The following is a 23,172-nucleotide window of genomic DNA, read 5'->3' on the forward strand; positions in this document are numbered from 1 at the left end:
TCCGCGGAAGCGGAGTGCTGGGATCGGGACGCGGCGCACCGAGCCCCGGAGGGCACCTGGTGCAGCAATGAGGTTAACACTACCGACCCCCTCAGACATTCCCCAGCCTTGCGCTTGCCAATCGTGTCCGTACCGTCGGGCCTCGCCGCGGGTGCGCGCACCCGCGGCGACCTGCCGGTTCAGACGTCGAGCGGGAGGACCGAGGCGCCCACGCGGTCGAGTTCGAGCCGGTGGGCGGCGAAGCCCGGGCCGGCGAACCCGATCAGCTTGTCGGCGCCCTCCGCGTCGGTGAACGCGAGCACGGTCGGGCCGGCGCCGGAGATCACGGCCGGCACGCCCTCCGCGCGCAGCGCGCCCACCAGCCCGGCGCTGTCGGGCATCGCGGAGGCCCGGTAGTCCTGGTGCAGGCGGTCCTCGGTGGCGGCCAGCAGCAGGCCGGGCCGCCTGGTCAGGGCCTCGACGAGGAGCGCCGCCCGGCCGGCGTTGGCGGCCGCGTCGGCGAGCGGCACGGTCTTCGGCAGCAGTCCGCGGGCCGTCTCGGTGAGCACCTCGGTGGACGGCACGAAGACCACCGGCACGACCTCGGCGGCGGGCTCCAGCGTCACGGCCTTGGCGGAGTCCTCGTCCGTCCAGGCGATGGTGAAGCCGCCGCGCAGACAGGCGGCGACGTTGTCGGGGTGGCCCTCCAGCTCGGAGGCGAGGGCCAGCAGCGCCTCGTCGTCCAGGGCGGACGGGCCGCCGATGGTGACGGCGCGGGCGGCGACGATGCCCGCGCAGATGGCGGCGGAGGAGGATCCGAGGCCGCGGCCGTGCGGTATCCGGTTGGCGCACACCACCTCGAGGCCGCGCGGCTGGCCGCCCAGGCGGTCGAAGGCGGCGCGCATCGAGCGGACGACCAGGTGGCGCTCGTCCCGGGCGAGGCTGTCGGCGCCCTCGCCCGCGATGTCCACCGAGAGACCGGAGTCGGCGACCCGGACCACCACGTCGTCGTAGAGGCCCAGGGCCAGTCCGAAGGCGTCGAAGCCGGGGCCCAGGTTGGCGCTGGTGGCGGGCACCCGGACCCGGACGGCGGCGGCACGGAACGCAGGACCGGCCATCGGCTGGACCCTCCTGAAGAACTAGGCGCTGTCGCGCGGTGGTGCCCTGCCGGACGGTGTCCGGGCGGGCGTCGGTGCGGGGTGACGGCGGGGGGCGGGGGGCAGCCCGGGCGGACGCGGGCGGCGGGTGGGACGACGCGGGGTCTGCACGCAGGGCCCCCGCGGGGGCGGGCGGTCACAGCCGATGCCGCGGCCCTGGGGACGGGTCGGGCCCGGGGCATGTGCCACACGGCCGAACCCAGAGTATCGAAGAGAAGTTCCAGAGCGGTACACCCCGCGGCCCACCGATCCGGTGTGTTGCCGGTTCTGGCCGGAATACGTGCCGGAATGACGGCGAATTGGGCCGGCTAATTGACACAAAAGTGTCATCCGCAGAAGCCGGTGGGCCGACCCCCGAAAGAGTCGGCCCACCGGGTTCGCGACGTCAGTCCAGCAGCCCGAGCTTGCGGGCGGCGGCCTCCGCCTCGATCGGGACGACCGGCGGCTGCGGCGCGCCGGCCACCGCCCAGTCCGGGTCCTTCAGGCCGTTGCCGGTGACGGTGCAGACGATCCGCTGGCCCGGGTCGACCAGTCCGGCCTCCGCCTTGGCCAGCAGGCCGGCCACGCTGGCCGCCGAGGCGGGCTCCACGAAGACGCCCTCCTGCGAGGCCAACAGCCGGTAGGCGGAGAGGATCTGACGATCCGTCACCTTGTCGATGAGGCCGCCCGAGTCGTCCCGCGCGGCGAGCGCGAAGTCCCAGGAGGCCGGGTTGCCGATCCGGATCGCGGTCGCGATGGTCTGCGGCTTGAGCACCGGGTGCCCGTCCACGATCGGGGCCGAACCGGAGGCCTGGAAGCCCCACATGCGCGGCAGCCGGGAGGAGAGGCCGTCGGCGGCGTACTCGCGGTAGCCCTTCCAGTACGCGGTGATGTTGCCCGCGTTGCCGACCGGCAGGACGTGGATGTCCGGGGCGTCGCCCAGCATGTCGACGATCTCGAAGGCGGCGGTCTTCTGGCCCTCGATGCGCACCGGGTTCACCGAGTTGACCAGCGCCACCGGGTACTTCTCGGACAGTTCACGCGCGAGAGTGAGGCAGTCGTCGAAGTTCCCGTCCACCTGGAGGATCTTCGCGCCGTGCACCAGCGCCTGGCCCATCTTGCCGAGGGCGATCTTGCCCTGCGGCACCAGCACCGCCGACACCATCCCGGCGCGCACCGCGTACGCGGCGGCCGAGGCCGAGGTGTTGCCGGTGGAGGCGCAGATGACGGCCTGCGCGCCCTCCTCCTTGGCCTTGGAGATCGCCATCGTCATTCCGCGGTCCTTGAAGGACCCGGTCGGGTTGGCGCCCTCGACCTTGAGGTACACCTCGCAGCCCGTGCGCTCGGAGAGCACCTGCGCGGGGACGAGCGGCGTGCCGCCCTCCAGCAGGGTGACCACCGGGGTGGAGTCGCTCACCGGCAGCCGGTCGCGGTACTCCTCGATGAGGCCGCGCCACTGGTGGGTGTGCGCAGCTCTGTCGATCACTGCGTTCATGGTGCTTCCTACTCCCCTTCAACCCGCATGATGCTGGCCACTCCCCGCACGCTGTCGAGCGCGCGGAGCTTGTCGACCGTCGCCGAGAGCGCGGCGTCGGTGGCGCGGTGGGTGACCACGACGAGCGAGGCGTCGCCGTCGCGTCCCTGCTGGCGCACGGTGTCGATGGAGACGCCGTGCTCGGCGAAGGTGGACGCCACCTGGGCGAGCACCCCCGCACGGTCGTCCACGTCCAGGCTGACGTGGTAGCGGGTGACGACCTCGTCCATCGGCTTGGCCGGCAGCTGGGTGTACACCGAGTCGCCGGGGCCGGTCGAGCCCGCGACCTTGTTGCGGCAGACCGCGACCAGGTCGCCGAGCACGGCGGAGGCGGTCGGCGCGCCGCCGGCACCCGGGCCGTAGAACATCAGCCGGCCGGCCGCCTCGGCCTCCACGAACACCGCGTTGTACGCCTCGCGGACGGAGGCCAGCGGGTGCGACAGCGGGATCATCGCGGGGTGCACCCGGGCGGTGACCGACTCGCCGTCGGCCGAACGCTCGCAGATCGCCAGCAGCTTGACCACGCAGCCCATCTGCTTGGCGGAGGCGATGTCGGCGGCGGTCACCTCGGTCAGGCCCTCGCGGTACACGTCGGCCGCGGTGACCTTGGTGTGGAAGGCGATGCCGGCCAGGATCGCGGCCTTGGCGGCGGCGTCGAAGCCCTCGACGTCGGCCGTCGGGTCGGCCTCGGCGTAGCCGAGCGCGGTGGCCTCCTCCAGCGCCTCCGAGTAGCCGGCGCCGGTGGAGTCCATCTTGTCCAGGATGAAGTTGGTCGTGCCGTTGACGATGCCGAGCACCCGGTTGACCCGGTCGCCGGCGAGCGACTCGCGCAGCGGGCGGATCAGCGGGATCGCGCCGGCCACCGCGGCCTCGTAGTACAGGTCGACGCCGGCGTCCGCGGCCGCCCGGTGCAGCTCGCTGCCGTCCCTGGCGAGCAGCGCCTTGTTGGCGCTGACCACCGAGGCACCCTGCTTGAACGCGGAGAGGATCAGGTGTTTGGACGGCTCGATGCCGCCCACGACCTCGATCACCACGTCGATGTCACCGCGGTTGACCAGGGCTTCGGCGTCGGTGGTGATCAGGTGCTCGGGCACCCCCGGCCTGGCCCGGCCGGCCCGGCGGACGGCGATGCCGGCGAGCTCGACCGGCGCGCCGATACGCGCGGCGAGGTCGGCGGCGTCCGTCGTCATGATGCGCGCCACCTCGGAGCCCACCACACCACAGCCCAGCAACGCCACCTTCAGCGGGCGCGTACGCATCATCCGACTCCGCTCTGCATTCTTCGTGTATTCCGGCGGCCATTTCGGACGGCCGCCGGACCTTCGGTCCGTACCAGTCTCCGGGACTTTCCGCAGGGATCTACGGTCGTTCCATGATCTGAGACAAGAATTTCGTCATCCGATATCGAGGCGCAGGAGATCTTCCTCCGTCTCGCGCCGGACGATCACCCGCGCCGCACCGTCCGCGACCGCGACCACGGGGGGCTTGAGGGCGTGGTTGTAGTTGCTCGCCATCGACCGGCAGTAGGCGCCGGTGGCCGGCACCGCGATCAGGTCGCCGACGGCCAGGTCGGCCGGCAGGAAGGCGTCGCGGACCACGATGTCACCGGACTCGCAGTGCTTGCCGACCACCCTGACCAGCATCGGCTCGGCGTCGCTGGTGCGCGACACCAGCGCGACGGAGTACTCGGCGTCGTACAGCGCGGTGCGGATGTTGTCCGACATGCCGCCGTCCACGCTGACGTACGTCCGCAGGCCCTCCAGCGGCTTGATGGTGCCCACCTCGTACAGCGTGAACGCCGTCGGGCCGACGATCGCCCGGCCCGGCTCGACGCTCAGCCGCGGGGTCGTGAGGTTCGCAGCCGCGCACTCGCGACGGACGATCTCGGCCAGCGCGACCGCGATCTCGGCGGGCTCCCGCGGGTCGTCCTCGCTGGTGTACGCGATGCCCAGGCCGCCGCCGAGGTCGATCTCCGGCAGCTCCACCCCGTGCTCGTCGCGCACCTCGGACAGCAGCGCCACCACCCGGCGGGCCGCGACCTCGAAGCCCGCCATGTCGAAGATCTGCGAGCCGATGTGCGAGTGGATGCCGCGCAGCTCCAGGCTCGGCTGCGCGAGCACCCGGCGGACCGCCTCGGCGGCGGCGCCGCCGGACAGCGACAGGCCGAACTTCTGGTCCTCGTGGGCGGTCGCGATGAACTCGTGGGTGTGCGCCTCCACGCCGACCGTGACCCGGACCAGCACCGCCTGGCGCACGCCCTGACCGGCCGCGATCGCCGACAGCCGGGCGATCTCCTCGTAGGAGTCGACCACGATGTGGCCGACCCCGGCCTTGACCGCCTGCTCCAGCTCGTACGCCGACTTGTTGTTGCCGTGCAGCGCGATCCGCGCGGCCGGCATCCCGGCGGCGAGCGCCACCACCAGCTCGCCCTGGCTGCACACGTCGAGGTTGAGCCCCTCCTCGTGCAGCCAGCGGACGATCGCCTTGGAGAGGAAGGCCTTGCCCGCGTAGTAGACGTCCGCGCCCTCACCGAAGGCGTCCCGCCAGGCCCGCGCCCGGGCCCGGAAGTCCTGCTCGTCCAGCAGGTACGCCGGGGTGCCGTACTCGGCGGCCAGCGCCTTCACGTCCAGCCCGCCGACCGTCACCACGCCGTCCTCACCGCGCGCGACGGTGCGGGACCACACCTTCGGGTCGAGGGCGTTCAGGTCGCTCGGCGGGGCCTGGTAGTGGCCCTCGGGCAGCACGTCGCCGTGGCGGGGGCCTGCGGGGTGTGCGGAGCGGCTCATTTCCTCATCCTCTGTGGCTCTGGACTCGTCAGGGGCTCTTGCTTGCGAGGGCTCTTGCGTTGCGTACGGGGTCTTGCGTGCGGGGTCCTGCGTGCGAGGGGTCCTGCTGTGGAGGGCTCCTGCTTACGGAAAGGGGCGGCGACGGTCGCTGTCCGACCGTCACCGCCCCGTCTCGACGTGGGGCGGTTACATCCGCTCGGGGGCTGTGACGCCGAGCAGGTCGAGACCGTTGGCGACCACCGTCTGGGCGGCCTCCACCAGCCACAGGCGCGCGCGGTGCGTGTCCGTCAGCTCCTCGTCGCCCTTGGGCAGGAACAGGCAGTTCTCGTAGAAGCGGTGGTACTTGCCGGCCAGCTGCTCCAGGTACACCGCGACGCGGTGCGGCTCGCGCAGCTCGCCCGCGGAGGCCAGCACCCGCGGGAACTCGCCGAGGTGGCCGAGCAGGTCGGACTCCCACTCGGTGGCCAGCAGCTCCGGCCTGAAGTCCGCCGAGGCGCCCTTGTCCACGCCCAGCTGGGCGGCCTTGCGGAACACCGCGCACATCCGGGCGTGCGCGTACTGGACGTAGTAGACCGGGTTCTCGTTGGTCTGGCTGGTCAGCACGTTGATGTCGAGGGTGATCGTGGAGTCGGTGGAGGAGCGCGCCAGGGTGTACCGGGCCGCGTCCACGCCGATCCAGTCGACCACGTCGTCGATGGTGATGATGTTGCCGGCCCGCTTGGACATGCGGACCTCCTCACCGTCACGGAGCATCTTGACGAACTGGCCGATCCGGACCTCGATGTTGCGGTCCATGTCGTCGCCCGCGCAGGCCGCGATGGCCTTGAGCCGGTTGACGTACCCGTGGTGGTCCGCGCCGAGCATGTAGACCGAGACCTCGCTGCCGCGGTCCCGCTTGCTGAGGTAGTAGGCGGCGTCGGCGGCGAAGTACGTGGTCTCGCCGTCGGCCTTGATCAGGACGCGGTCCTTGTCGTCGCCGAAGTCGGTGGTGCGCAGCCAGATCGCGCCGTCCCGGTCGAAGACGTGGCCCTGCTCGCGCAGCCGCTCGATGGCCTTCTCGACGGCGCCGGAGTCGTGCAGCGACTTCTCCGAGAACCAGGTGTCGAAGTGGGTGCCGAACTCGTCCATCGAGCGCTTGATCTCGGCGACCATGAGCGACAGGCCCTCGGTGCGGAAGACCTGGAGCTGCTCCTCCTCGGGCAGGTCCAGGACACCCGGCACGCCGTCCACGATCGCCTTGGCGATGTCGACGATGTACTCGCCGACGTAGCCGCCCTCGGGGGCGGGCAGGCCGTTCGCGACGGCCTGCAGGGAGGCGGCGAACTTGGTGATCTGCACGCCGGCGTCGTTCAGGTAGTACTCGGTGGTGACCTCGGCGCCGGTGGCCTTGAGCACCCGGGCGAGCGAGTCGCCGACGGCCGCCCAGCGGACGCCGCCGATGTGGATCGGGCCGGTCGGGTTGGCCGACACGAACTCCAGGTTGATCCGCAGGCCCTTGAGCGCCTCGTTGCGACCGTACGCCGCGCCGGCCTCGACGACCGTGCGGGCCAGCTCGCCCTGGGTGGCGGCGTCGAAGGTGATGTTGAGGAAGCCCGGGCCGGCGATGTCGATGGCGGCGATACCGGGCAGCTCTCGCAGGCGGGCCGCGAGCAGTTCGGCGACGGCTCGCGGCGGCCGACCGGCCGGCTTCGCGAGCTGGAGGGCCACGTTGGTGGCGTAGTCGCCGTGGTCCCTGTTCTTGGGTCGCTCGACCGTCACGTGCTCGGGCACGGCGACGGTCAGCTCGCCCGCCTCTACGACGGCGCTCACTGCGGCCTGGACTGCTTGGGAAAGCTCTGCGGGTGTCACGACGCCAAGCGTAGGCGAGACGGGGTGCCCGCCCGCCACCCGGTTTACCCGTTGAGACGCGGGGGCCGGCCGGCCCTCAACCGCCCCACGGGCACCCGACCGGCACGCCGTTGAGAATCACGGCGCCGACGGCGCCGGCCGTCAACCCCGCTCTGTTCGCTGAGAGCGGAATTCACCGGGGCCTCCCAGTGGGCCGCCACCCCCCGGACCAGCCGGCCCGCCCGGACCGCCCGGACCGTCGCCGAAGCCGTAGGCGAAACCGGCCGCCCGCTCGCCCACCTCGCGCAGCGTCATCAGCCGGTGCACCAGGGCCACCAGGTCCGCCGGGTCGAAGGGCTTGCCCAGGTAGCCGTCCACGCCCACCGACTCACCCCGGTCCAGGTCCGCCGGGGTGCAGGCGCTGACGATCGCGATCGGCAGCCGACTGGTGAGCGGCGCCGCGCGCAACCGGGCGGCCGTCTTCAGCCCGTCCAGGCGCGGCATCATCACGTCGAGCGTCACCACGTCCGGGTCCACCCGGCGGACGACCTCCAGGCATTCGGCACCGTCGGCGGCAGTCACCACCTCGAAGCCCTCAAGCTCCAGGTTGACTCTGATCAGCTGGCGGATCACCTCGCTGTCGTCCACCACGAGGACCCGCCCGGACACTCCAGACACCTCACCGAGGGTAGCCGCGCGCCCACCACCACGTCCGGGCTTTGCCCACTTCCGTCGCCCCCGCGGGGACCGACCGCGACGCGGCCGTCAAAACCCGTGCACGGACAGAGCCGACGGCCTGGTAATGTTCTCCACGTCGCAGCAAGGTCGCGACGAGGAGCAGGCCCCCGTAGCTCAGGGGATAGAGCACCGCCCTCCGGAGGCGGGTGCGTAGGTTCGAATCCTACCGGGGGCACTTCGCGAGAAGTGCTGAAGAGGCCCAGGTCAGCGGATTTCATCCGTCAACCTGGGCCTTCGTCATGCTCCGGGGCCGGATGGGCCCGTGCCAGTTGCGCGCCAGACGGGTCCGGCTCCCCCGCGGGCCTGGGCTTACCGGCACGCTTCCGCCACCTCCCCAGGGCCTGCCGGACCGCCGCCCCCGCGCATGTGCTGGTACCTGAGCGCCGCGTCCGTCGTGGAGTGCCCCATACGGTGCATCAGTTCCGGCGTACTGGCGCCCATGTCGGCCGCGAGGGTGTTCCCGGTGTGCCGAAGATCATGGAATCGGATGCCGTCGGCACCGGACCTGCGCCGCATGGTTGTCCACACGTTGTGGAAACCGCCGCACCGCAGCCTCCCGCCGCGGGGGACCGCCGAAGCCCAGGCCGGTGGGACCGTCCTCGCAGAACCAGCGCGGGTGCTCGGCGAGCTCAGCCAGAATCGAGTCGGGGAAGGCCACCGGTCGCACCCCGGCCTCACTCTTCGGCTTCTTGATCTTGAGAGTGCCGGTCTGGGGTTCGGCCTGGGCACGACGGGCGACGGACCCGCACGATGCCCTTCTCCAGGTCGATGTCACGCCGCTGAAGAGCGACGAACTACCGAACCGGATTGTCCCGACGAGGACTTCACAGTCGCCGGTCCGAACGCCGTCGTCCTGCTCGACGGCGCCGGCACGCCCGCCGGATCGGCGTGCGGCTGCGTCCATCGAGTCGCCTGGTACGTCTCCCGACTCGGCGTCAGCCTGCTCGCCGCCGTCACCAACCAGCCAGACCGCGCGCTGACCGACTGCCTCGCCGACGCGATCACGCTGACCGCCGAGCTGCACGCCGACACCTGCGACCTCACCCACCCGGGCACCCCGTCGGCCACGGTCGTCGCCGTGCGGCTCGCGGACGAGGTCGTCGAGTACCTGGTGCTGGCCGACTCCACTCTCGTCCTGGAGCACGCCGACGAGCGGGGCCCGGTGGCGGTCACCGACGACCGCGAGGCCCTGGTCGGTGCAGCCCTGCGAGGAGCCATGGACGCCGAGAGCGCCGGCACTGCCGAACACGCGGACGCCCTGCGCGGCTACGTCGAGGGCACAGTACCAACCTGCCATGGCTGAGGAAGGGCAGCTCCGAGGTTTTACGCACCTGTCCGGGTTAGGACCCGAGTCGAGCAGGATCGGGGGCCACTCGGGCACATTGCGGCCAGGTCCAAGACCTGCCCGAGATCGCGGGCAAGCTGACGGCCTCCCGATCGTGCTCAGCCCAACCCGGACAGGACACCGACCAAAACCGCTCCGCCGCCCTTTGAATCTTGCCAAGCAAGTAGGAACAATCACTCTGACAAGTCAAACAGACCCGGCTCGCCCTTTTGCGCCCGACGCTTCCTTGACCGCTTCTTGGACTCCAAGTCCTCAATAGGGCCAATAATCCGCATCACGGTAGCATTGTAGAGCCAGCTAAGATTTCCTTCCTTTTCCAACCGCCCACTGACTTGAATCCCAAGATCTTCCTCATGTGCACGGATGGCAGCATGATAGTCCTCTTCGTCAGCCAGCCTGACGCGCACCTTCTTCGGAGATCCAGAGCCAATTGACTCCACACCGAAAACTCCCGGACTTCCTGCTTGCTTCTTTGCCAATAGGTGCACACGTCCGATTACAGTCACGTTCTGCGGCCCGTCATCCTCCGAAAGCTGCTGTGCAGCTTTACTCAGAACCTCAGCATCGGAACCTTGCAGCTCATAGCGAAGTGACGCTGAGCCGTCGACCGGAACAGCCGGGTCCCAATCGACGGTGATATCGGCGCCATCTGACATCGATGCCATCCCAAGAAGTGCATTTGTCATCTCATACGAGACGCCATTCTGCACGCCGTCCAGGAAGCCAGAGAGGGCTCCTGTATTCCTAAAATGCTCGACAGCTTCAAGGGTTGCCTCAACAGCTTTGACGACAGCTTCGCTCACAGAGCGTGATGAGACTGAACCCAATCCCTCAAATGCAGGCTCTGGCTCCGACTTCAAGGGGACGTAACCAGCCGGTGGGACGAAGGCCGTGACGATGTAGCTGCCGGGAGCTGTCTGACCCATAAGAACTTGATCGAGATAGCGACTTGCAAATCGGCCGTGTCGATTTACGAAATGCCGCCCTGGACCCATGTAGTACTTTGCGCCCGCTACCATGGCGCGGCGAGCTGACTCGATCAGTCGCTCACCGCTTCGCCAATCAATGAGTCCACTTGGCGCAGCAGATTCACGCCGGAATCGGAACTCATCAGAACTATTGACAGCCAGCTTCGGAAAGACAACCCGCGCCCAGAAATCGTGATTCTGTGCGATCTGATCAAGCGCGGCGCCCATTATTTCTGGATAGTCCGGATCTTCCTGATCCAGCGGGAGAAGAAGGCTGGCAGCCCGGGCCCAGATCGGATTGTCGCCAGGTGGCGCGAGCCGAAGATAAATACCCCGGCGCCCACCCGCAAGCGTCCAACCCGAGTCCTCCAACAGGACGGCAAGCTTCTCCGGGTTGACCCGATCCGCCAAAGCGGAGACAGATGGCTCAGCCATGAAGCGGATCACCCCTATCAACTCGGTCCATAAGCTTAATCAGGGTTTGCGCGTCGAAGATGTCGCTGGTCGAAATTCTGACGCTAGGCTTCTGAACACTTTCCTCGGCTTTCAAGCCTTCCAAGTGCTTCCAGTAGCAGGCGCGGCGAGTCAGTAGTCCGCCATGCGTAGCCTCCGTCCAGTCCGCCTGCACCGCCGGTGCGGTCATAACGATTAGGACTGACTTGAAGTTACGGCGCGGCTTGACTAGATGATCGAAGTACTGGCGCTTCGTGAACTGGTAGCTGAACGTTTCCTTCGCAGGGTCGGGAGTGGTCTGAGTGGTGCACTTGAGCTGAGCAAGGAGCATCACCTCCTCCTCAAGAGGCGTGGCTGGCGGCCTCACGAAGGCCACATCCATGCCCCACAGGTCAGCAGTCACGCGCTCAATCGTGCACCCAGCCGTAGCAGCCACGCTGGTCACGTACCCGAGCTGAAGCAGCTCCATCATGTCAGTGACTGTTTTGGGGTTTACGGCCTCAATGTGCCTCTGGCGTGGCATTTTCGTGCCGCTTGCCCCGCTTGCCGCCACCATAGGCACACCTCCCACCGGAAGCGTAGATCCTTGGGGGTGCACGGCATGGGCGTTCTTCAATTTCCGTCATGCTCGAACACTAGTGTGACGGTGTGACAGTGGCCAGACCCGCGCTGCCTGCCATCGGGAGGCTCCTCTGGGCATGCTCGCAGCCCACGTGCCTGCGCGATCCCACATGGGCCACCGGCATAGGGCCCGCCGGAACTCCTCGGCTTGTCCCGTGCCTTCTGCACCGTTCGACCAGGGCTGAGAGGGCAGGAGACACGAGGTTGACGGCGAAACCCCACTCCCCCTCAGGTCAGCGAGTCGCCAGGTCAGCCATATCCGGGGCAGCCGTCTTCCAAACTGGTTGCTCCAGCTCGCGCCAGATGCGCACCAGATCTTGCGGTCAGCAAGAGATGACCAAGGCACCGCGCGAGCCAAGTGGTCGCTGTTCTCAGATGCCGGATCGGCCCAGGTCACGCCCAGTCCCCACTCGCCGCCCTCCGGAGGTGGGTGCGCAGGTTCGAATCCTACCGGGGGCACTTCGCGAGAAGTACTGAAGAGGCCCAGCCGAGCAGTGAGTTGCCGCGAAGGTGGGCCTTCGCCATGTCCGGGGCAGTACGGGTGACTCGGGACCCGACTGGCCAACGGAGCCGCCGCCCCGAAGTGGCCGGGTCGGCGCGCCTGTTCGCGCGGCCCGCCCGCTGCCCCGGCCGGCCCGGTGGTGTTGCCGGCATGGATAATGATCTTGAAACGGGCGGCGGGTGCCGGCCCGTCGGCATGCGGTGGGGGGAAGCAGTGATGACGGCAGTATCGGGACGGATGTCCGGCGGCGGGGCCGGGCGGATGATCGGCCTGGGTCTCGCGGTGGCACTGGTCGGGGCGGGCGCGGTGGGTTGTTCCAGCGGTGGGGCCGCGGGCCCCGCCGCGGTGGGCGGCGCCGGGCAGTCGAAGGCCGGCAAGGCGCCGGAGGTGTTCGGCGCCGCCGGGTACCGCGGGCTGGCCCCGGGCACGGCCAAGGAGGCGGCGCTGGCCGGCGGCGAGCTGGCGGCCGCCCCGGTGTCCACGCTGGGCGGCTGCGTCGACTTCTCCTACCGGGGCGGGCCCGCGCCCGACCCGGTCAGGATGGCCGCCGAGACGGCGGCCGAGGCCAAGCTCAAGGACCTGGACGCCAAGGCCGACGCCGCCGCCGCGAAGGCGGACAGTGGTCGGGCGGGGCCCGGCGCCTCGGCCCGGGAGTCCGCCGACGACGCCGCCCGCCAGGCGGAGGCCGCCGGGGCGATGGCCGACGCGGCCCGGGCCGTGGTCGAAGTGGCGGCGGCGCGCGAGGCGCGGGACAAGGCCTTCGCGGCCGCCGGCGGCGCCTCCTTCGGCAAGGGCGGACTGCACGAGCTGGTCGCCCCGGCGGACGCCCGGACGGCCGAGGGGATCGGCGCCGGCTCCACCGTCGAGGAGCTCAAGCAGGCCTACACGGCGCGCGGCCTGGAACTCACCGGCGACGGCCGCTACCGGATGCCGGCCGGCGGGCCGCAGGGCTGGGTGTACGAGTTCACCGTGGCCGCCGAGAAGGTCGGTGCGGTGGTGCTGGTCGACCGCGGGTCGAAGTGCGTCTGACGGCACGCCGGTTGCCGTAGGTGCCGGGGCGCGGCCGCCCCGGCACCGATCGGGCCTCAGGTCGCGGCGCTGCCGAGGACGCGTGCCGGGGTGATCCGGATGACCAGGCGGACCTGTGTGGCCGGCAGGTCGAGGTACTCCTGCCCGGCGCCCGGGCCCTCGTACTGGTCGGCGAGCGCCGCGGCGAGCCGGCGTCCCTCGTCCTCGGTCACGGTGGCGGTGCCGCGGACCTCGGCGTAGACGTCCGGGTTCGCGGGGTCGTAGACGGTGAGGCTGACCCGGGGGTCGCGGCGGATGTTCTTCTCCTTGCGGCGCCCGGCGGCGGTGGAGACGACCAGGTCGTCCCCCTCGCGGCCGACCCAGACCACCGAGGTCTGCGGGGCGCCGTCCGGGTTCAGGGTGGCGAGGACCGCGGAGTTCGGCGCGTCCAGGAGCTTGCGTACGGCGTCGTTCAGCGAGGCTGTCATGTACCGGACCCTAGGGGATCAGGATCCGCGGGTCGACGGCCGCACCCGCACCCGTGCCGGTCCGTCAGCCCGCCTCGGCGACCGCCGTGGCGTAGAGATTCTCGACCGTGTGGTCGAAGAGGGCGCTGTACGAGGTGTCCGCGGTGTCGCCGCCCTCCTGGTAGCCGCCGATCAGCCCGATCACCGCGCCGGTCGCGGTGCTGATCCACGGGCCGCCGCTGGTGCCCCCGGTGTAGGACGGGCAGTCGACGGCGCGCTGGTAGGTGTCCTCGCGGGAGGTGGCGTTCACGCAGGTGATCGGGCTCTCGCGGGAGTCGGGGTAGCCGAAGAGGCGGACCTGGGCGGTGAAGTCCTCGCCGGTGCCCAGCGGGTGGGCGCCGACCACGTCCTCGATCCGACGCCCGTGGTCGGTGGCGACCTCCAGGATCGCGAAGTCCTCGTCCTGGTCCCGGCTGCTGTCCCAGCCGCTGGTGGTGTGGACGGCGGTCACCTTCCAACTGCCGTACGGGGCCGATCCGTTGCGGTAGCCGGGTACGAACGTCATGGTGGCCGAGCCGCTCAGGCAGTGGGCGGCCGTGAGCAGCAGGTTCCCGGTGGGGCTGTGCACGACGCTGGCGGTGCAGAAGTGCCGGCCGGCCGCCACCGTGCCCCGGAACAGCGCGCCCACCATGGCCGAGTCGGCGTCGGCGGGGGCCTCCCGGGTGGCGCCCTGCTCGACGGCCGCCGTGGTCGTCGAAGTCGTCGGGGCCGGCGCGGGCGACGGCTCGGCGGTCGCCGGGGCCACCGCCGGAGTGCCGGTCGGGGTACCGGTCGGGGAGGCGACCGCCGACGCCCCCGCCGCCGGCGCGGCGGAGGCGGTGAGCGCCACCTCCCCCGGACTCGCGCCCGGGGCCGCGGCGGTGGCGCGCGAGGTCAGGGTGTGGGCGCCGGCCAGGACGGCGGCGACGGCCAGCGCGGCGCAGGCGGTCGCCAGGGCCGGCCGCAGGACGCGCCGGCGCGGTGTGCGGCGGGCGTGCTGCCCGGCCCGGTGCTGTCCCATCCGGTGCCCCACTCCTGCCCCCGGTCCTGCCCGTCGGTTCGCTTACCGTCCGACTGTGCCGGGCCGAGCTGGGAGGGCTGTGATGCTGCGCTGGGAGTCCGATGAGAATTCCGGCCCCGGGCCGCCGCCCGCGGGACAACCGCCGCTCAGCGGCCCTTCAGGGCGCCGGCGAGGCCCTCCGCGAGGTCCGGCGCGGAGATGAAGTCGGTGTGGGTGCCGGCGCTCGTGCAGGCGTACGCGCCGGCGATCGCGCCGCTCACCACCGCCTCCTCGGCGGGCCGGCCGGCGAACCAGGCGTGCAGGAAGCCGGTCACGAAGGCGTCCCCGGCGCCGTTGGTGTCGACCACCGGCGCGGCCGGCGGGACGGCGGGGAAGTGCCGGACCGGCGCGGGCTCGTCGCGGGTCAGCAGGTGGCAGCCGTCGGCGCCGTCGGTGGCGACGACCAGCCGGGCCCGGCCCTCGGCGAGGATCCGCCGCATGACCTCCTCGTGCCGGCCCCGGCAGCCCGCCACGGACAGGAAGACCAGGTCGGAGTTGACCGCGTAGTGGAGGTGGTGCGGGTTGCGGCCGTCCCAGTCGTGCAGGTCGGTGGAACTGCTGAGGCCCAGCCGGCGGATGTCCTCGTACATGTCGCGGTTGGGGCCGGTGATCGAGAGGTGGACGTGCCGGGCGCGCCGGAGGTGCGGCAGGTAGAAGTCGCTCGGCAGGCGCAGGTCGGCGGGGTGGCGGCCGTCGTAGAAGGAGAAGCGCCGGCCGGCGGCGTCCACCAGGTTGACCGCGCGCGGCGTCCCGTACGGGGACTGGAGGTGGCTGAACGGCAGGCCGCGGCGGGCGTACTCGGCCAGGATCAGCTCGGCCTGCGGGTCGTCGCCGAGGAAGTCGATGAAGTCGGTGCGCAGCCCGAGCCGGTGGGCGCCGAGGGCCACGCCGTTGCCGGTGTGGGCGACGTAGTCGCGGATCGGCGGGGCGTACACCGAGTCGCCGTCCGGGACCTCCAGCCGGTCGACCCTGACGATGGTGTCGACGCCGGTTCCGCCGACGACGAGAAGGTCGAACTCAGGCACGGTGGTGGCCCCTTCGGCTGTTGATCGGATGCTCGGCTGGTGCGCGCGGCTGATCCGCAGCAGGAGTCAAGCAGCCGGAGGAAGCGCATGCAATATCTTTCTGCAACTTTCAATCGACCGGGGTGGGCGCTCCGGACGGACCCGCCGGTCCACGCGCGATCCGGGCTCGGTCAGCGCTTGGTCAGCGCTCGGTCAGCGCTCTGGGCACCGAACGACGGCGCCGAACGAGGACACCGAAACCGCCGCACCGAACGACGGCACCGGGACGAGGGCACCGGGACGACGGCACCGAACGGGCCCGGGGCTCTCGCCCCGGGCCCGCGGGCCTCGGTGGTGCGGTCCGGTCTCAGGATTCCGATCTGAGCGGGTCGGGGTTCAGGGCGTCGGGCCGTCGGGAGCCCGCCGTCGGGGAGTCGGCCGCCGGGGCGTCCGCGCGCGACCGGGCCGGCTCCGGCCCTGCCGCACGGGCGACCTTCGAGTCCGGCTGCGACTGGCGGCCGGCTGCCGCCTCGGCGCCCGCCGCGGCCTCCGCTCCGACGGGAGCTCCGCCGGCGGCCTCGCCCGGCGCCGGCCGGTGGTTGATCATCAGGAACGCGATCAGGGCGGCGGCCAGCAGGATGACCATCGCGACCGTGGTGGCCACGGCGTAGCCGTGCACCGCGCCCTGCGCCTGGACCAGTGGGTCCGCGGCCGCCCGGGAGGCGATGTAGGTCGCCGTGACACTGGCCGCGATGGTGTTCAGCAGCGCCGTACCGAAGGAGCCGCCCACCTGCTGGGCCGAGTTGATGGTGGCCGCCGCCGCGCCCGTCTCACGGGGTGCGACGTTGAGGGTGGCCAGGCTCATCGAGGGCATGAACACCATGCCCATGCCGAAGCCGAGCAGCAGCTCGCCCGGCAGCACGGTGGCCGCGAAGGCGCTGGTGACGGTGATCTGGGTCAGTACGGCCAGGCCGCCGGCGGCCAGCAGCAGACCGGTGGCGATCAGGTTGCGGGACGGCACCCTGGTCATCAGCCGCGCGGCGATGCCGGTCGAGCTCAGCACGATCGCTCCGGTCATCGGCAGGAACGCGACGCCGGTCATCACCGGCGAGTACCCCTTGATGATCTGGAGGTAGTAGGTCAGGAACAGGAAGACGCCGAACATCCCGATCATGGCCAGGCCCACCGACAGGGCCCCGCCGCCACGGTTGCGCTCGGCGACGATGTGCAGCGGCAGCAGCGCGTGCGGGGTGCGCTTCTCCACCACTACGAAGAGCAGCAGCATCAGGACGCCCAGGCACAGCGAGCCGAGGACGAGCCAGTCGCCCCAGCCCCGCGTCACGGCCTCGGAGGTGCCGTAGACGATGGCCAGCAGACCGCCGCAGCCCAGCAGGGCGCCCGGCAGGTCCAGTTTCACCCGGCGGCCCTTGGCGATGTGGTCGGCGGTGAGGAGGTAGAAGGCGCCGATCGCGGTCACGATGGCGATCGGTGTGTTGACGAACAGGCACCAGCGCCAGTTCAGGTACTCGGTCAGCAGGCCACCGGAGATCAGGCCGATCGCGGCGCCGCCGCCGGCGATGGCACCGAAGATGCCGAACGCCGTGCTGCGCTCCCTGGGATCGGAGAACGTGGTGGAGAGCAGGCCCAGCGCGGACGGCGCGAGCAGGGCGCCGAAGGCTCCCTGGAGGGCGCGGGCCGCGAAGAGCATGGTCGGACCCTGGGCCCCGCCGCCGAGGGCGGAGGCCGCGGCGAAGCCGAGCAGACCGATGACGAAGACCCGTTTTCGGCCGAAGAGGTCACCGAGCCGGCCGCCGAGCAGGAGCAGTCCGCCGAAGGCCAGCGTGTAGGCCGTGATGACCCACTGCCGGTCCGCGTCGCTGATTCCCAGGTCGGCCTGGGCCGACGGGAGTGCGATGTTCACGATGGTGATGTCGAGGACGATCATCAGCTGGGCGATGGCTATGACGGCCAGCGCCCACCACCGGCGGGAGTCCGCCGGTCGACCGTCGATGGGAGGTTGCGAAGACACTGGGAGAGCCTTCCGGAGGGTTCGGAGAGGGCACGCAGTCGCCTTCCAGCCAAACTCTCGGAGGACCGATTGGCAAGGAAAAATGTGCTCAAATGTACTGAAATGGGACTTAAGGCCCAGGAGTGCTAAACCCCCGTCCTCGTCCTCCGGACGGAGCCGCGACCGGGGCCCGAGGCGTACCCGGCCGGGGCGGTCCCGGCCGGGGCGGTCCCGGCCGGAGCAGACCCGGCAGGGGCGGACCCGGGCGGGGCGGCGCAGGGTGGGAGCCCCCCGCCGCGATCCCGCCGACGGGCCCCCACCGCCGACCGCCTACAGGGCCGTGAGCTCCGCGACCAGGTCGTCCAGGCCCAGCGACCCCTGGGAGAGCGCCGCCATGTGCCAGGCCTTGAGGTCGAACACCTCGCCGCGCGCCTCGTGCGCCGCCTTCGCCGCCGCCCGCCCGCGCAGCCAGGCCCGCTCACCGAGCTTGTAGCCGATCGCCTGGCCCGGCAGGCCCAGGTAGCGGACCAGCTCGCTGTCCAGGAACTCCGCCGGCAGGCCGCAGTACAGCCCGAAGAACTCCCGGGCGTGCGCCGGCAGCACCGGCTCGCCCGGCCGGTACGGCGAGTCGGCCGGGAAGTCCAGGCCCACGTGCATGCCGATGTCGACGATCACCCGCAGCGCCCGCATCATCTGCGCGTTCAGGTAGCCGAGCCGGTGGCCGGGGTCGGTCAGGTAACCGAGCTCGTCCATCAGGCGCTCGGCGTACAGCGCCCAGCCCTCCAGGTTGGCGCTCACGCCGCCCAGGCTGACCTGGTAGGTGGAGAGCCGGTCCGCGACGTAGTTCCACTGGGCGAGCTGCAGGTGGTGGCCGGGAACGCCCTCGTGGTACCAGGTGGAGACCAGGTCCCAGACCGGGAACGACTCGCGGCCCAGCGTCGGCAGCCAGGTCCGGCCCGGGCGGGTGAAGTCCAGCGACGGCGCGGTGTAGTACGGCGCCGCGGCGCTGCCGGGCGGGGCCAGCCGGGACTCGACCCGGGTGACCGGCTCGGCCAGGTCGAAGTGGGTGCCCTGGAGGTCGGCGATCGCCTGGTCCATCAGGCCCTGGAGGTACTCCCGGGCCGCCTCCTCGCCCTTGATCGAGGGCCCGTCCGACTCCAGCCACTTCATCGCCTGCATCGGCGTCGAGCCGGGGCGCACCTTCTCCGCCTCGGCCCGCATCTGGGCCTCCAGGTCGTGGAACTGCTCCCAGGCCCAGCCGTACGCCTCGTCCAGGTCGAGCTCGGAGCCGGTCCAGTAGCGGACCCAGCGGGCGTAGCGCTCGCGGCCGGCGGTGTCCGGCGCGTCGGCGGCGGCCGGCGCGTAGACGTCGCGCAGCCAGTCGCGCAGGTCCGCCAGCGCGCCGGCCGCCGCCACCGCGATCCCCGTCAGCGTGGCGCGCTGCGTCTGGGGTGCGTCCTGGACGAACTCGCCGAACCAGCCGCCGGGGGTCTGCGAGTCGAGCCACTCGCCGAACTGGCCGACCACCGTGGTGACCTGGCGGGGGCCGGACAGCAGACCCCGCTCGATCCCCTCCTCCAGCGTCCCGCGGTACTGGGCGAGCGCCACCGGGACGCGGGCCATCCGGCGGCCGATCAGCTCCCAGTCCTGCTCGGTGTCGGTGGCCATCAGCGTGAAGATGTCCCGCATGTCGTGCACGGGCGAGCCGAGGTTGCGCACCGCGCGGTAGCTCTCGCCCGCGTCGTGCACGGCGAGTTCGGCCGTCAGGCGCTCGCGCAGCAGCCGGGCGCAGCGGCGCTCGGCGTCGTCGTGCGCGGCGCCGGCGGCCTCGGCGGCGTCGAGTTCGGCCAGCGTGCGGCGGGCGAGGTCGGCGATCGCCGCAGCGCCCGCCGGGGAGTAGTCCGGGAGTCTGTCGTCGTCGGAGTTGAGGCCGAGGTAGACCGCGGTCTGCGGGTCGAGCTCGGCGAGGGCCTGGACGTGGGCGTCCGCGATGCGGCGGGGGGTGGTGCCGCCTTCGTGAGCGTTGATCAGTTCTTCAACCATCCGCACATCCTTTCGCAGCGCGGCCCGAATGCAAGCCTCTTCGGGCAGGCTCGGGTGCCGCCGGGCGCAACTCGGCACGGCGGCGCCCGGCGCGTGCCGGGTGATCGAGAGCGACCCCTCCGGACAGGGCCGGATCGCGCCGTCCGCCACTACGCTGGCCGCCATGGAAGCCAGCTCAGCGCCCGAACCCTCCCCCGCCGGAGCCCGCCCCCGGCGCGCCGGCTACCGACGGCTGCCGGTGGCGCAGCGCCGCGAGCAGCTCATCGCCGTCGCCCTGGAGCTGTTCGCGTCCCGGCCGCCCGAGGAGGTCACCCTCGACGACGTCGCCGAGGCCGCCGGCGCCTCCCGCCCGCTGGTCTACCGCTACTTCGCCGGCGGCAAGCAGCAGTTGTACGAGGCCGCGCTGCGCACCGCGGCGGAGGAGCTGACCAGCCGGTTCACGGTGCCCAAGGAGGGCACGCCGACGCAGCAGCTGGCGGCCGTGCTCGACCACTACTTCGCGTTCGTCGCCGAACACGACGCCGGGTACGGGGCGCTGCTGCGCGGCGGCTCGGTGGTGGAGACGGCGCGGACCTCGGCGATCGTGGACGAGGTCCGGCGGACGGCGCTGCGCCGGACGCTGCGGCACCTGGGCGTGCGGCAGGCCGGGCCCCGGCTGACCATGCTGGTCCGGTCCTGGATCGCGGTCGTCGAGGGCGCCTCGCTGACCTGGCTGGACGAGGGCCGGCAGATCCCGCCGGCGGAGCTGCGGGACTGGCTGGTGGACGAGTTCGTGGCGATGAGCGCCGCCTCGGCGCTGCACGATCCGCAGACCGCGATGGTGCTGGCCGGGATCCTGGCGCGGGAGGGGGCGAACGGCCCGGCGGCGGAGCTGGCCGGACGGCTGCGGGCGCTGCTGTCGCCCGGGACGGCCGACGGGGCGGCCGACGGAGTGGCCGACGGAGTGGCCGACCCGGTGGAGGCGGCCGGGACGGGAGCGGCGGCGCGCTGAGGCCGGCGGGGCCGGACCACGGGGACGCGGTCCCGGCGCGGGTGGGCGGGTCCGAGCGGTCGGGCCGGGTACGGGGTGCCCGGGTGTGGCCCCGACCCCCGTGCCCGGGGTCGGGGTCGTGGAGCGGCCGGGTGTCCGCGCGGTGCGGGGCCGGCTGGTCGGTGCCGGATCAGGCCCGGATGAAGCCCGGTGCGGGACCGGATGAGGCCCGGATCGGGCCTGCGGGGTCGGGCGGTGGGCGGGCCGGTCAGGCCTTGCCGAGCACCTGCCGCTGGCGGCCGAGACCGTCGATCTCGATCTCGACGACGTCACCGGGCTGCAGGAACGGCGTGCCCGGGTGGCCGAGCGTGACGCCGGCCGGGGTGCCGGTGACGATCACGTCGCCGGGCTCCAGCACCATGAAGTGGCTGAGGTATCGCACGATCTCCAGCACCGGGAAGATCATCTCGGCGGTGGAGCCGTTCTGCCGGAGGTCGCCGTTCACCCAGGTCCGGACGGGCAGCCCCTGCGGGTCCGCCACCTCCTCGGCGGTCACCAGCCAGGGCCCGAGCGGTGTGAAGGTCTCGGCCGACTTGCCCTTGTCCCACTGCCCGCCGCGTTCGAACTGGAAGGCCCGCTCGGTGACGTCGTTCGCCACCGTGTAGCCCGCGATGACGGCCGCCGCGTCCCGGTGGGTCTCCAGGTAGCGGGCGGTCCGCCCGACCACGACGGCCAGTTCGGCCTCGTAGTCGGTCTTCTCGCTGCCGCGGGGCACCAGCACCTCGTCGTAGGCGCCGACCACGGTGTTGCCCGGCTTGAGGAACACCACCGGTTCGGTGGGGATCTGCGCACCCGCTTCAAGGGCGTGGTCGCGGTAGTTGAGTCCGATACCCACGACCTTGCCGGGGCGGGTCAGCGGCGCCCCGACCCGCTGCCCGGCGATGTCGGTCACCGGCAGCTCGCCCCCGGCCACCGCCCGGGCGAGTTCGGCGGGGTCGAGCCCGGCGAGGAACGCGCCGTCGATGTCGGGCGTCCGGCCCGAGAGGTCGTACGCGGTGCCGTCCGGGCCCAGTACGACCGGGCGCTCAGCGCCGGGGAGGCCGACACGGAGGAGCTTCATATGACCGTCACCACCTGGTTCATCGCATGTCACCGGGCAGGCCGCACAGCTCACCCGGTCTATGCATCCGAGGTATATCAACTGCCGGCGGCTGCGAACCAGACCGCCGGGGTCGGCGAATTCCTATCAATTCCTCCAAGCGCCCGGGCCCGTGAATCAGTCGCCCGTACGGTTGACAGCGCCGCCGGCAGGATCGCCGACAGGGCCGTCGACGGGTCCGCGGGTGCCGGGCCGGGTGGTCGGCGCCGGGCTCAGGTCTCCCGCTGCGGCCGGTAGTCCTGCTCGGCGACTCCGAAGGTCCACGCCACGCCGGCCCGCGCCGTCCGGGTGGTCGGCGGCACCCGCAGCCAGTAGGTGCGGAAGGTGCCGTCCGGCTCGGCCGTGGCGTTGACGACCTCCACCATGACCACGGGCTCGTCGTCGGGCAGCTGGATCCGCCAGAGCACGCCCGTCCCGTCCCGGTGCAGCGGTTCGGCGCCGGAGTCGGCGAGGTAGCGGTCGTAGCCGTAGTGCTCCAGCATCACCCGGCGCAGCTCGGCGTTCTCCTCCGTGCGGATCCGCTCGGCGGTCAGGCCGCCCAGCCCGGCCAGGAAGTCCGCCGGCACCGGCATGCCGCGCCAGGCGTGCAGGGTGAAGCCGTCGGCGTGGGCGAGGGCGGGACCGTCCGCGCGGTCCAGCCGGCCGGCCTCGTCCCGGTGCAGCTCGGTCGGGCGGGCGCCGACCAGCGCGACCCGCTCGTAGGGCCACCACCAGCCCGCGCTGCGGGCGACGGCGGCGAGCCCGGACAGCTCGGCGAACTCGCCGTCCAGGCCGGGACCGGCCGCGTCGAAGACCGCCAGCCAGGGCGCGTCGTGCTGGCCGAGCACGGCGTCGAGCAGCGTCTGCCGCACGGCCGAGACCGCGTCGGCGGCCCGTACCTCCTCGGCGCGGCCCACCCACTCCCGGGCCTGCGGCGCCAGCCGCTCACCCAGCACACCGCGGATCCGCCCGACCAGGTCCTGGGTCTGCGGCCACAGGTAGCCGCCGGTCAGCGCCCAGAGCGCGGCCCAGCCCGGGCCGCCGAGCCGCTCGTGCACCCGGCGGCGGGCCCGCTCCCAGGACGCCGTGCGCACGCTCTCGCGCACGCTCGGCCCGCCCGCTCCGGCCACCGCCGCGACCCCGGCGGCGGCCAGTCGCGCACCGGCCTCCGCCAGCAGCGGAGCGGCCCGGGCTGCGCCCGGGCCGGCCAGCACCGCCGCCGCGCCGCCGTCGAGGAGCAGGGCGGCGGCGAGCGCCTGCAGGGGCGAGTCCAGCCGGACGACGACGGCGGGCTCGGCGAGCCCGGCCGACCGGTACGCCGCCCGGACCCCCGCCTCCGCCGCCGCACCGTCCGCCGGCGCCGCGGCGGCGGGCGCGGTGGCGGCGGCGACCCGGCGCCAGTCGGCGGTCACGGCGGCCGTGCGCACGCTGTCGAGGGCGGCGACGGGGGCACTGTCGGGGACGGTGTCGGGGGCGGCGGACCACCCGGTGTCGTCACCGCTGTCGGTCGGGTGGATCGGCGTCTGCCAGGCCTGCTGGGTCATCA

18 protein-coding genes and 1 tRNA gene are annotated in these 23,172 nt (G+C 72.0%); 4 read left to right on the top strand and 15 right to left on the bottom strand.

All coding sequences use genetic code 11. The features are described from left to right. Positions 1–179: 179 nt before the first annotated feature. The 6 genes from thrB to ACFTWP_RS12915 form a co-directional block, all read right to left on the bottom strand. The gene (gene thrB / locus ACFTWP_RS12890; protein WP_380264520.1) at positions 180–1,097 is read right to left on the bottom strand and encodes a homoserine kinase; all 918 of its coding nucleotides are present in this window, start codon (positions 1,095–1,097) and stop codon (positions 180–182) included. Positions 1,098–1,521: 424 nt separating this feature from the next. Continuing rightward, positions 1,522–2,610, bottom strand: coding sequence for a threonine synthase (thrC, locus tag ACFTWP_RS12895; RefSeq protein ID WP_380264521.1), 1,089 nt, complete (start codon positions 2,608–2,610; stop codon positions 1,522–1,524). A gap of 8 nt (positions 2,611–2,618) precedes the next feature. After that, on the bottom strand, positions 2,619–3,911 hold the full coding sequence (locus tag ACFTWP_RS12900) for a homoserine dehydrogenase (protein ID WP_380264522.1): 1,293 nt from the start codon (positions 3,909–3,911) through the stop codon (positions 2,619–2,621). A 132-nt stretch (positions 3,912–4,043) separates the two neighbouring features. Further along, complete coding sequence (gene lysA / locus ACFTWP_RS12905) at positions 4,044–5,435, bottom strand: diaminopimelate decarboxylase (RefSeq protein ID WP_380264523.1); 1,392 nt, start codon at positions 5,433–5,435, stop codon at positions 4,044–4,046. Positions 5,436–5,621: 186 nt separating this feature from the next. Continuing rightward, positions 5,622–7,322, bottom strand: coding sequence for an arginine--tRNA ligase (argS, locus tag ACFTWP_RS12910; protein WP_380264524.1), 1,701 nt, complete (start codon positions 7,320–7,322; stop codon positions 5,622–5,624). A 102-nt stretch (positions 7,323–7,424) separates the two neighbouring features. Continuing rightward, positions 7,425–7,940 (bottom strand): response regulator, encoded by a 516-nt coding sequence (locus ACFTWP_RS12915; protein ID WP_380264525.1) that lies wholly within the window; start codon positions 7,938–7,940, stop codon positions 7,425–7,427. Positions 7,941–8,103: 163 nt separating this feature from the next. Here ACFTWP_RS12915 and ACFTWP_RS12920 point away from each other — a divergent pair. Both ACFTWP_RS12920 and ACFTWP_RS12925 read left to right on the top strand, forming a co-directional pair. Beyond that, positions 8,104–8,175 (top strand) — tRNA-Arg (locus ACFTWP_RS12920). Between the two features lie 441 nt (positions 8,176–8,616). Further along, positions 8,617–9,303: a hypothetical protein gene (locus tag ACFTWP_RS12925; RefSeq protein WP_380264526.1), complete on the top strand. Its 687-nt coding sequence runs from the start codon at positions 8,617–8,619 to the stop codon at positions 9,301–9,303. Positions 9,304–9,518: 215 nt separating this feature from the next. On the opposite strand, the gene ACFTWP_RS12930 is transcribed toward ACFTWP_RS12925, so the two are convergent. Further along, complete coding sequence (locus ACFTWP_RS12930; RefSeq protein WP_380264527.1) at positions 9,519–10,760, bottom strand: hypothetical protein; 1,242 nt, start codon at positions 10,758–10,760, stop codon at positions 9,519–9,521. Then, positions 10,741–11,238 carry a DUF4365 domain-containing protein gene (locus ACFTWP_RS12935; protein ID WP_380264528.1) on the bottom strand — a complete coding sequence of 166 codons (498 nt, stop codon included), beginning with the start codon at positions 11,236–11,238 and terminating at the stop codon, positions 10,741–10,743. The genes ACFTWP_RS12930 and ACFTWP_RS12935 overlap by 20 nt, the downstream gene beginning before the upstream one ends. An 867-nt stretch (positions 11,239–12,105) precedes the next feature. Between ACFTWP_RS12935 and ACFTWP_RS12940 the strand changes: the two genes are divergently transcribed. Then, a complete protein-coding gene (locus ACFTWP_RS12940) occupies positions 12,106–12,918 on the top strand; it encodes a hypothetical protein (protein WP_380264529.1) in 813 nt (270 codons plus the stop codon). 56 nt (positions 12,919–12,974) lie between these two features. Here the strand turns inward: ACFTWP_RS12940 and ACFTWP_RS12945 are convergent, their stop codons facing one another. The 5 genes from ACFTWP_RS12945 to ACFTWP_RS12965 form a co-directional block, all read right to left on the bottom strand. Then, positions 12,975–13,385, bottom strand: a complete 411-nt coding sequence (locus ACFTWP_RS12945; protein WP_380264530.1) for a PPOX class F420-dependent oxidoreductase — start codon at positions 13,383–13,385, stop codon at positions 12,975–12,977. A gap of 64 nt (positions 13,386–13,449) precedes the next feature. Continuing rightward, entirely contained in the window at positions 13,450–14,424 is a 975-nt protein-coding gene (locus ACFTWP_RS12950) for a trypsin-like serine peptidase (protein ID WP_380264531.1), read from the bottom strand. Between the two features lie 146 nt (positions 14,425–14,570). Then, positions 14,571–15,488, bottom strand: a complete 918-nt coding sequence (locus ACFTWP_RS12955) for a carbohydrate kinase family protein (RefSeq protein ID WP_380264532.1) — start codon at positions 15,486–15,488, stop codon at positions 14,571–14,573. 346 nt (positions 15,489–15,834) lie between these two features. Continuing rightward, complete coding sequence (locus ACFTWP_RS12960) at positions 15,835–17,412, bottom strand: MFS transporter (protein WP_380264591.1); 1,578 nt, start codon at positions 17,410–17,412, stop codon at positions 15,835–15,837. 393 nt (positions 17,413–17,805) lie between these two features. Further along, positions 17,806–19,518: a DUF885 domain-containing protein gene (locus tag ACFTWP_RS12965; protein WP_380264533.1), complete on the bottom strand. Its 1,713-nt coding sequence runs from the start codon at positions 19,516–19,518 to the stop codon at positions 17,806–17,808. Positions 19,519–19,681: 163 nt separating this feature from the next. Here ACFTWP_RS12965 and ACFTWP_RS12970 point away from each other — a divergent pair, with 163 nt between their 5' ends. After that, on the top strand, positions 19,682–20,509 hold the full coding sequence (locus ACFTWP_RS12970) for a TetR/AcrR family transcriptional regulator (RefSeq protein ID WP_380264534.1): 828 nt from the start codon (positions 19,682–19,684) through the stop codon (positions 20,507–20,509). Positions 20,510–20,756: 247 nt separating this feature from the next. On the opposite strand, the gene ACFTWP_RS12975 is transcribed toward ACFTWP_RS12970, so the two are convergent. Both ACFTWP_RS12975 and ACFTWP_RS12980 read right to left on the bottom strand, forming a co-directional pair. Next, the gene (locus ACFTWP_RS12975) at positions 20,757–21,608 is read right to left on the bottom strand and encodes a fumarylacetoacetate hydrolase family protein (protein ID WP_380264535.1); all 852 of its coding nucleotides are present in this window, start codon (positions 21,606–21,608) and stop codon (positions 20,757–20,759) included. Positions 21,609–21,859: 251 nt separating this feature from the next. Beyond that, a complete protein-coding gene (locus tag ACFTWP_RS12980; RefSeq protein WP_380264536.1) occupies positions 21,860–23,170 on the bottom strand; it encodes a DUF6745 domain-containing protein in 1,311 nt (436 codons plus the stop codon). Positions 23,171–23,172: the final 2 nt, after the last annotated feature.

The organism is Kitasatospora sp. NPDC057015, from assembly GCF_042673745.1.
In the GTDB taxonomy this organism is placed as follows: Bacteria; Actinomycetota; Actinomycetes; order Streptomycetales; family Streptomycetaceae; genus Kitasatospora.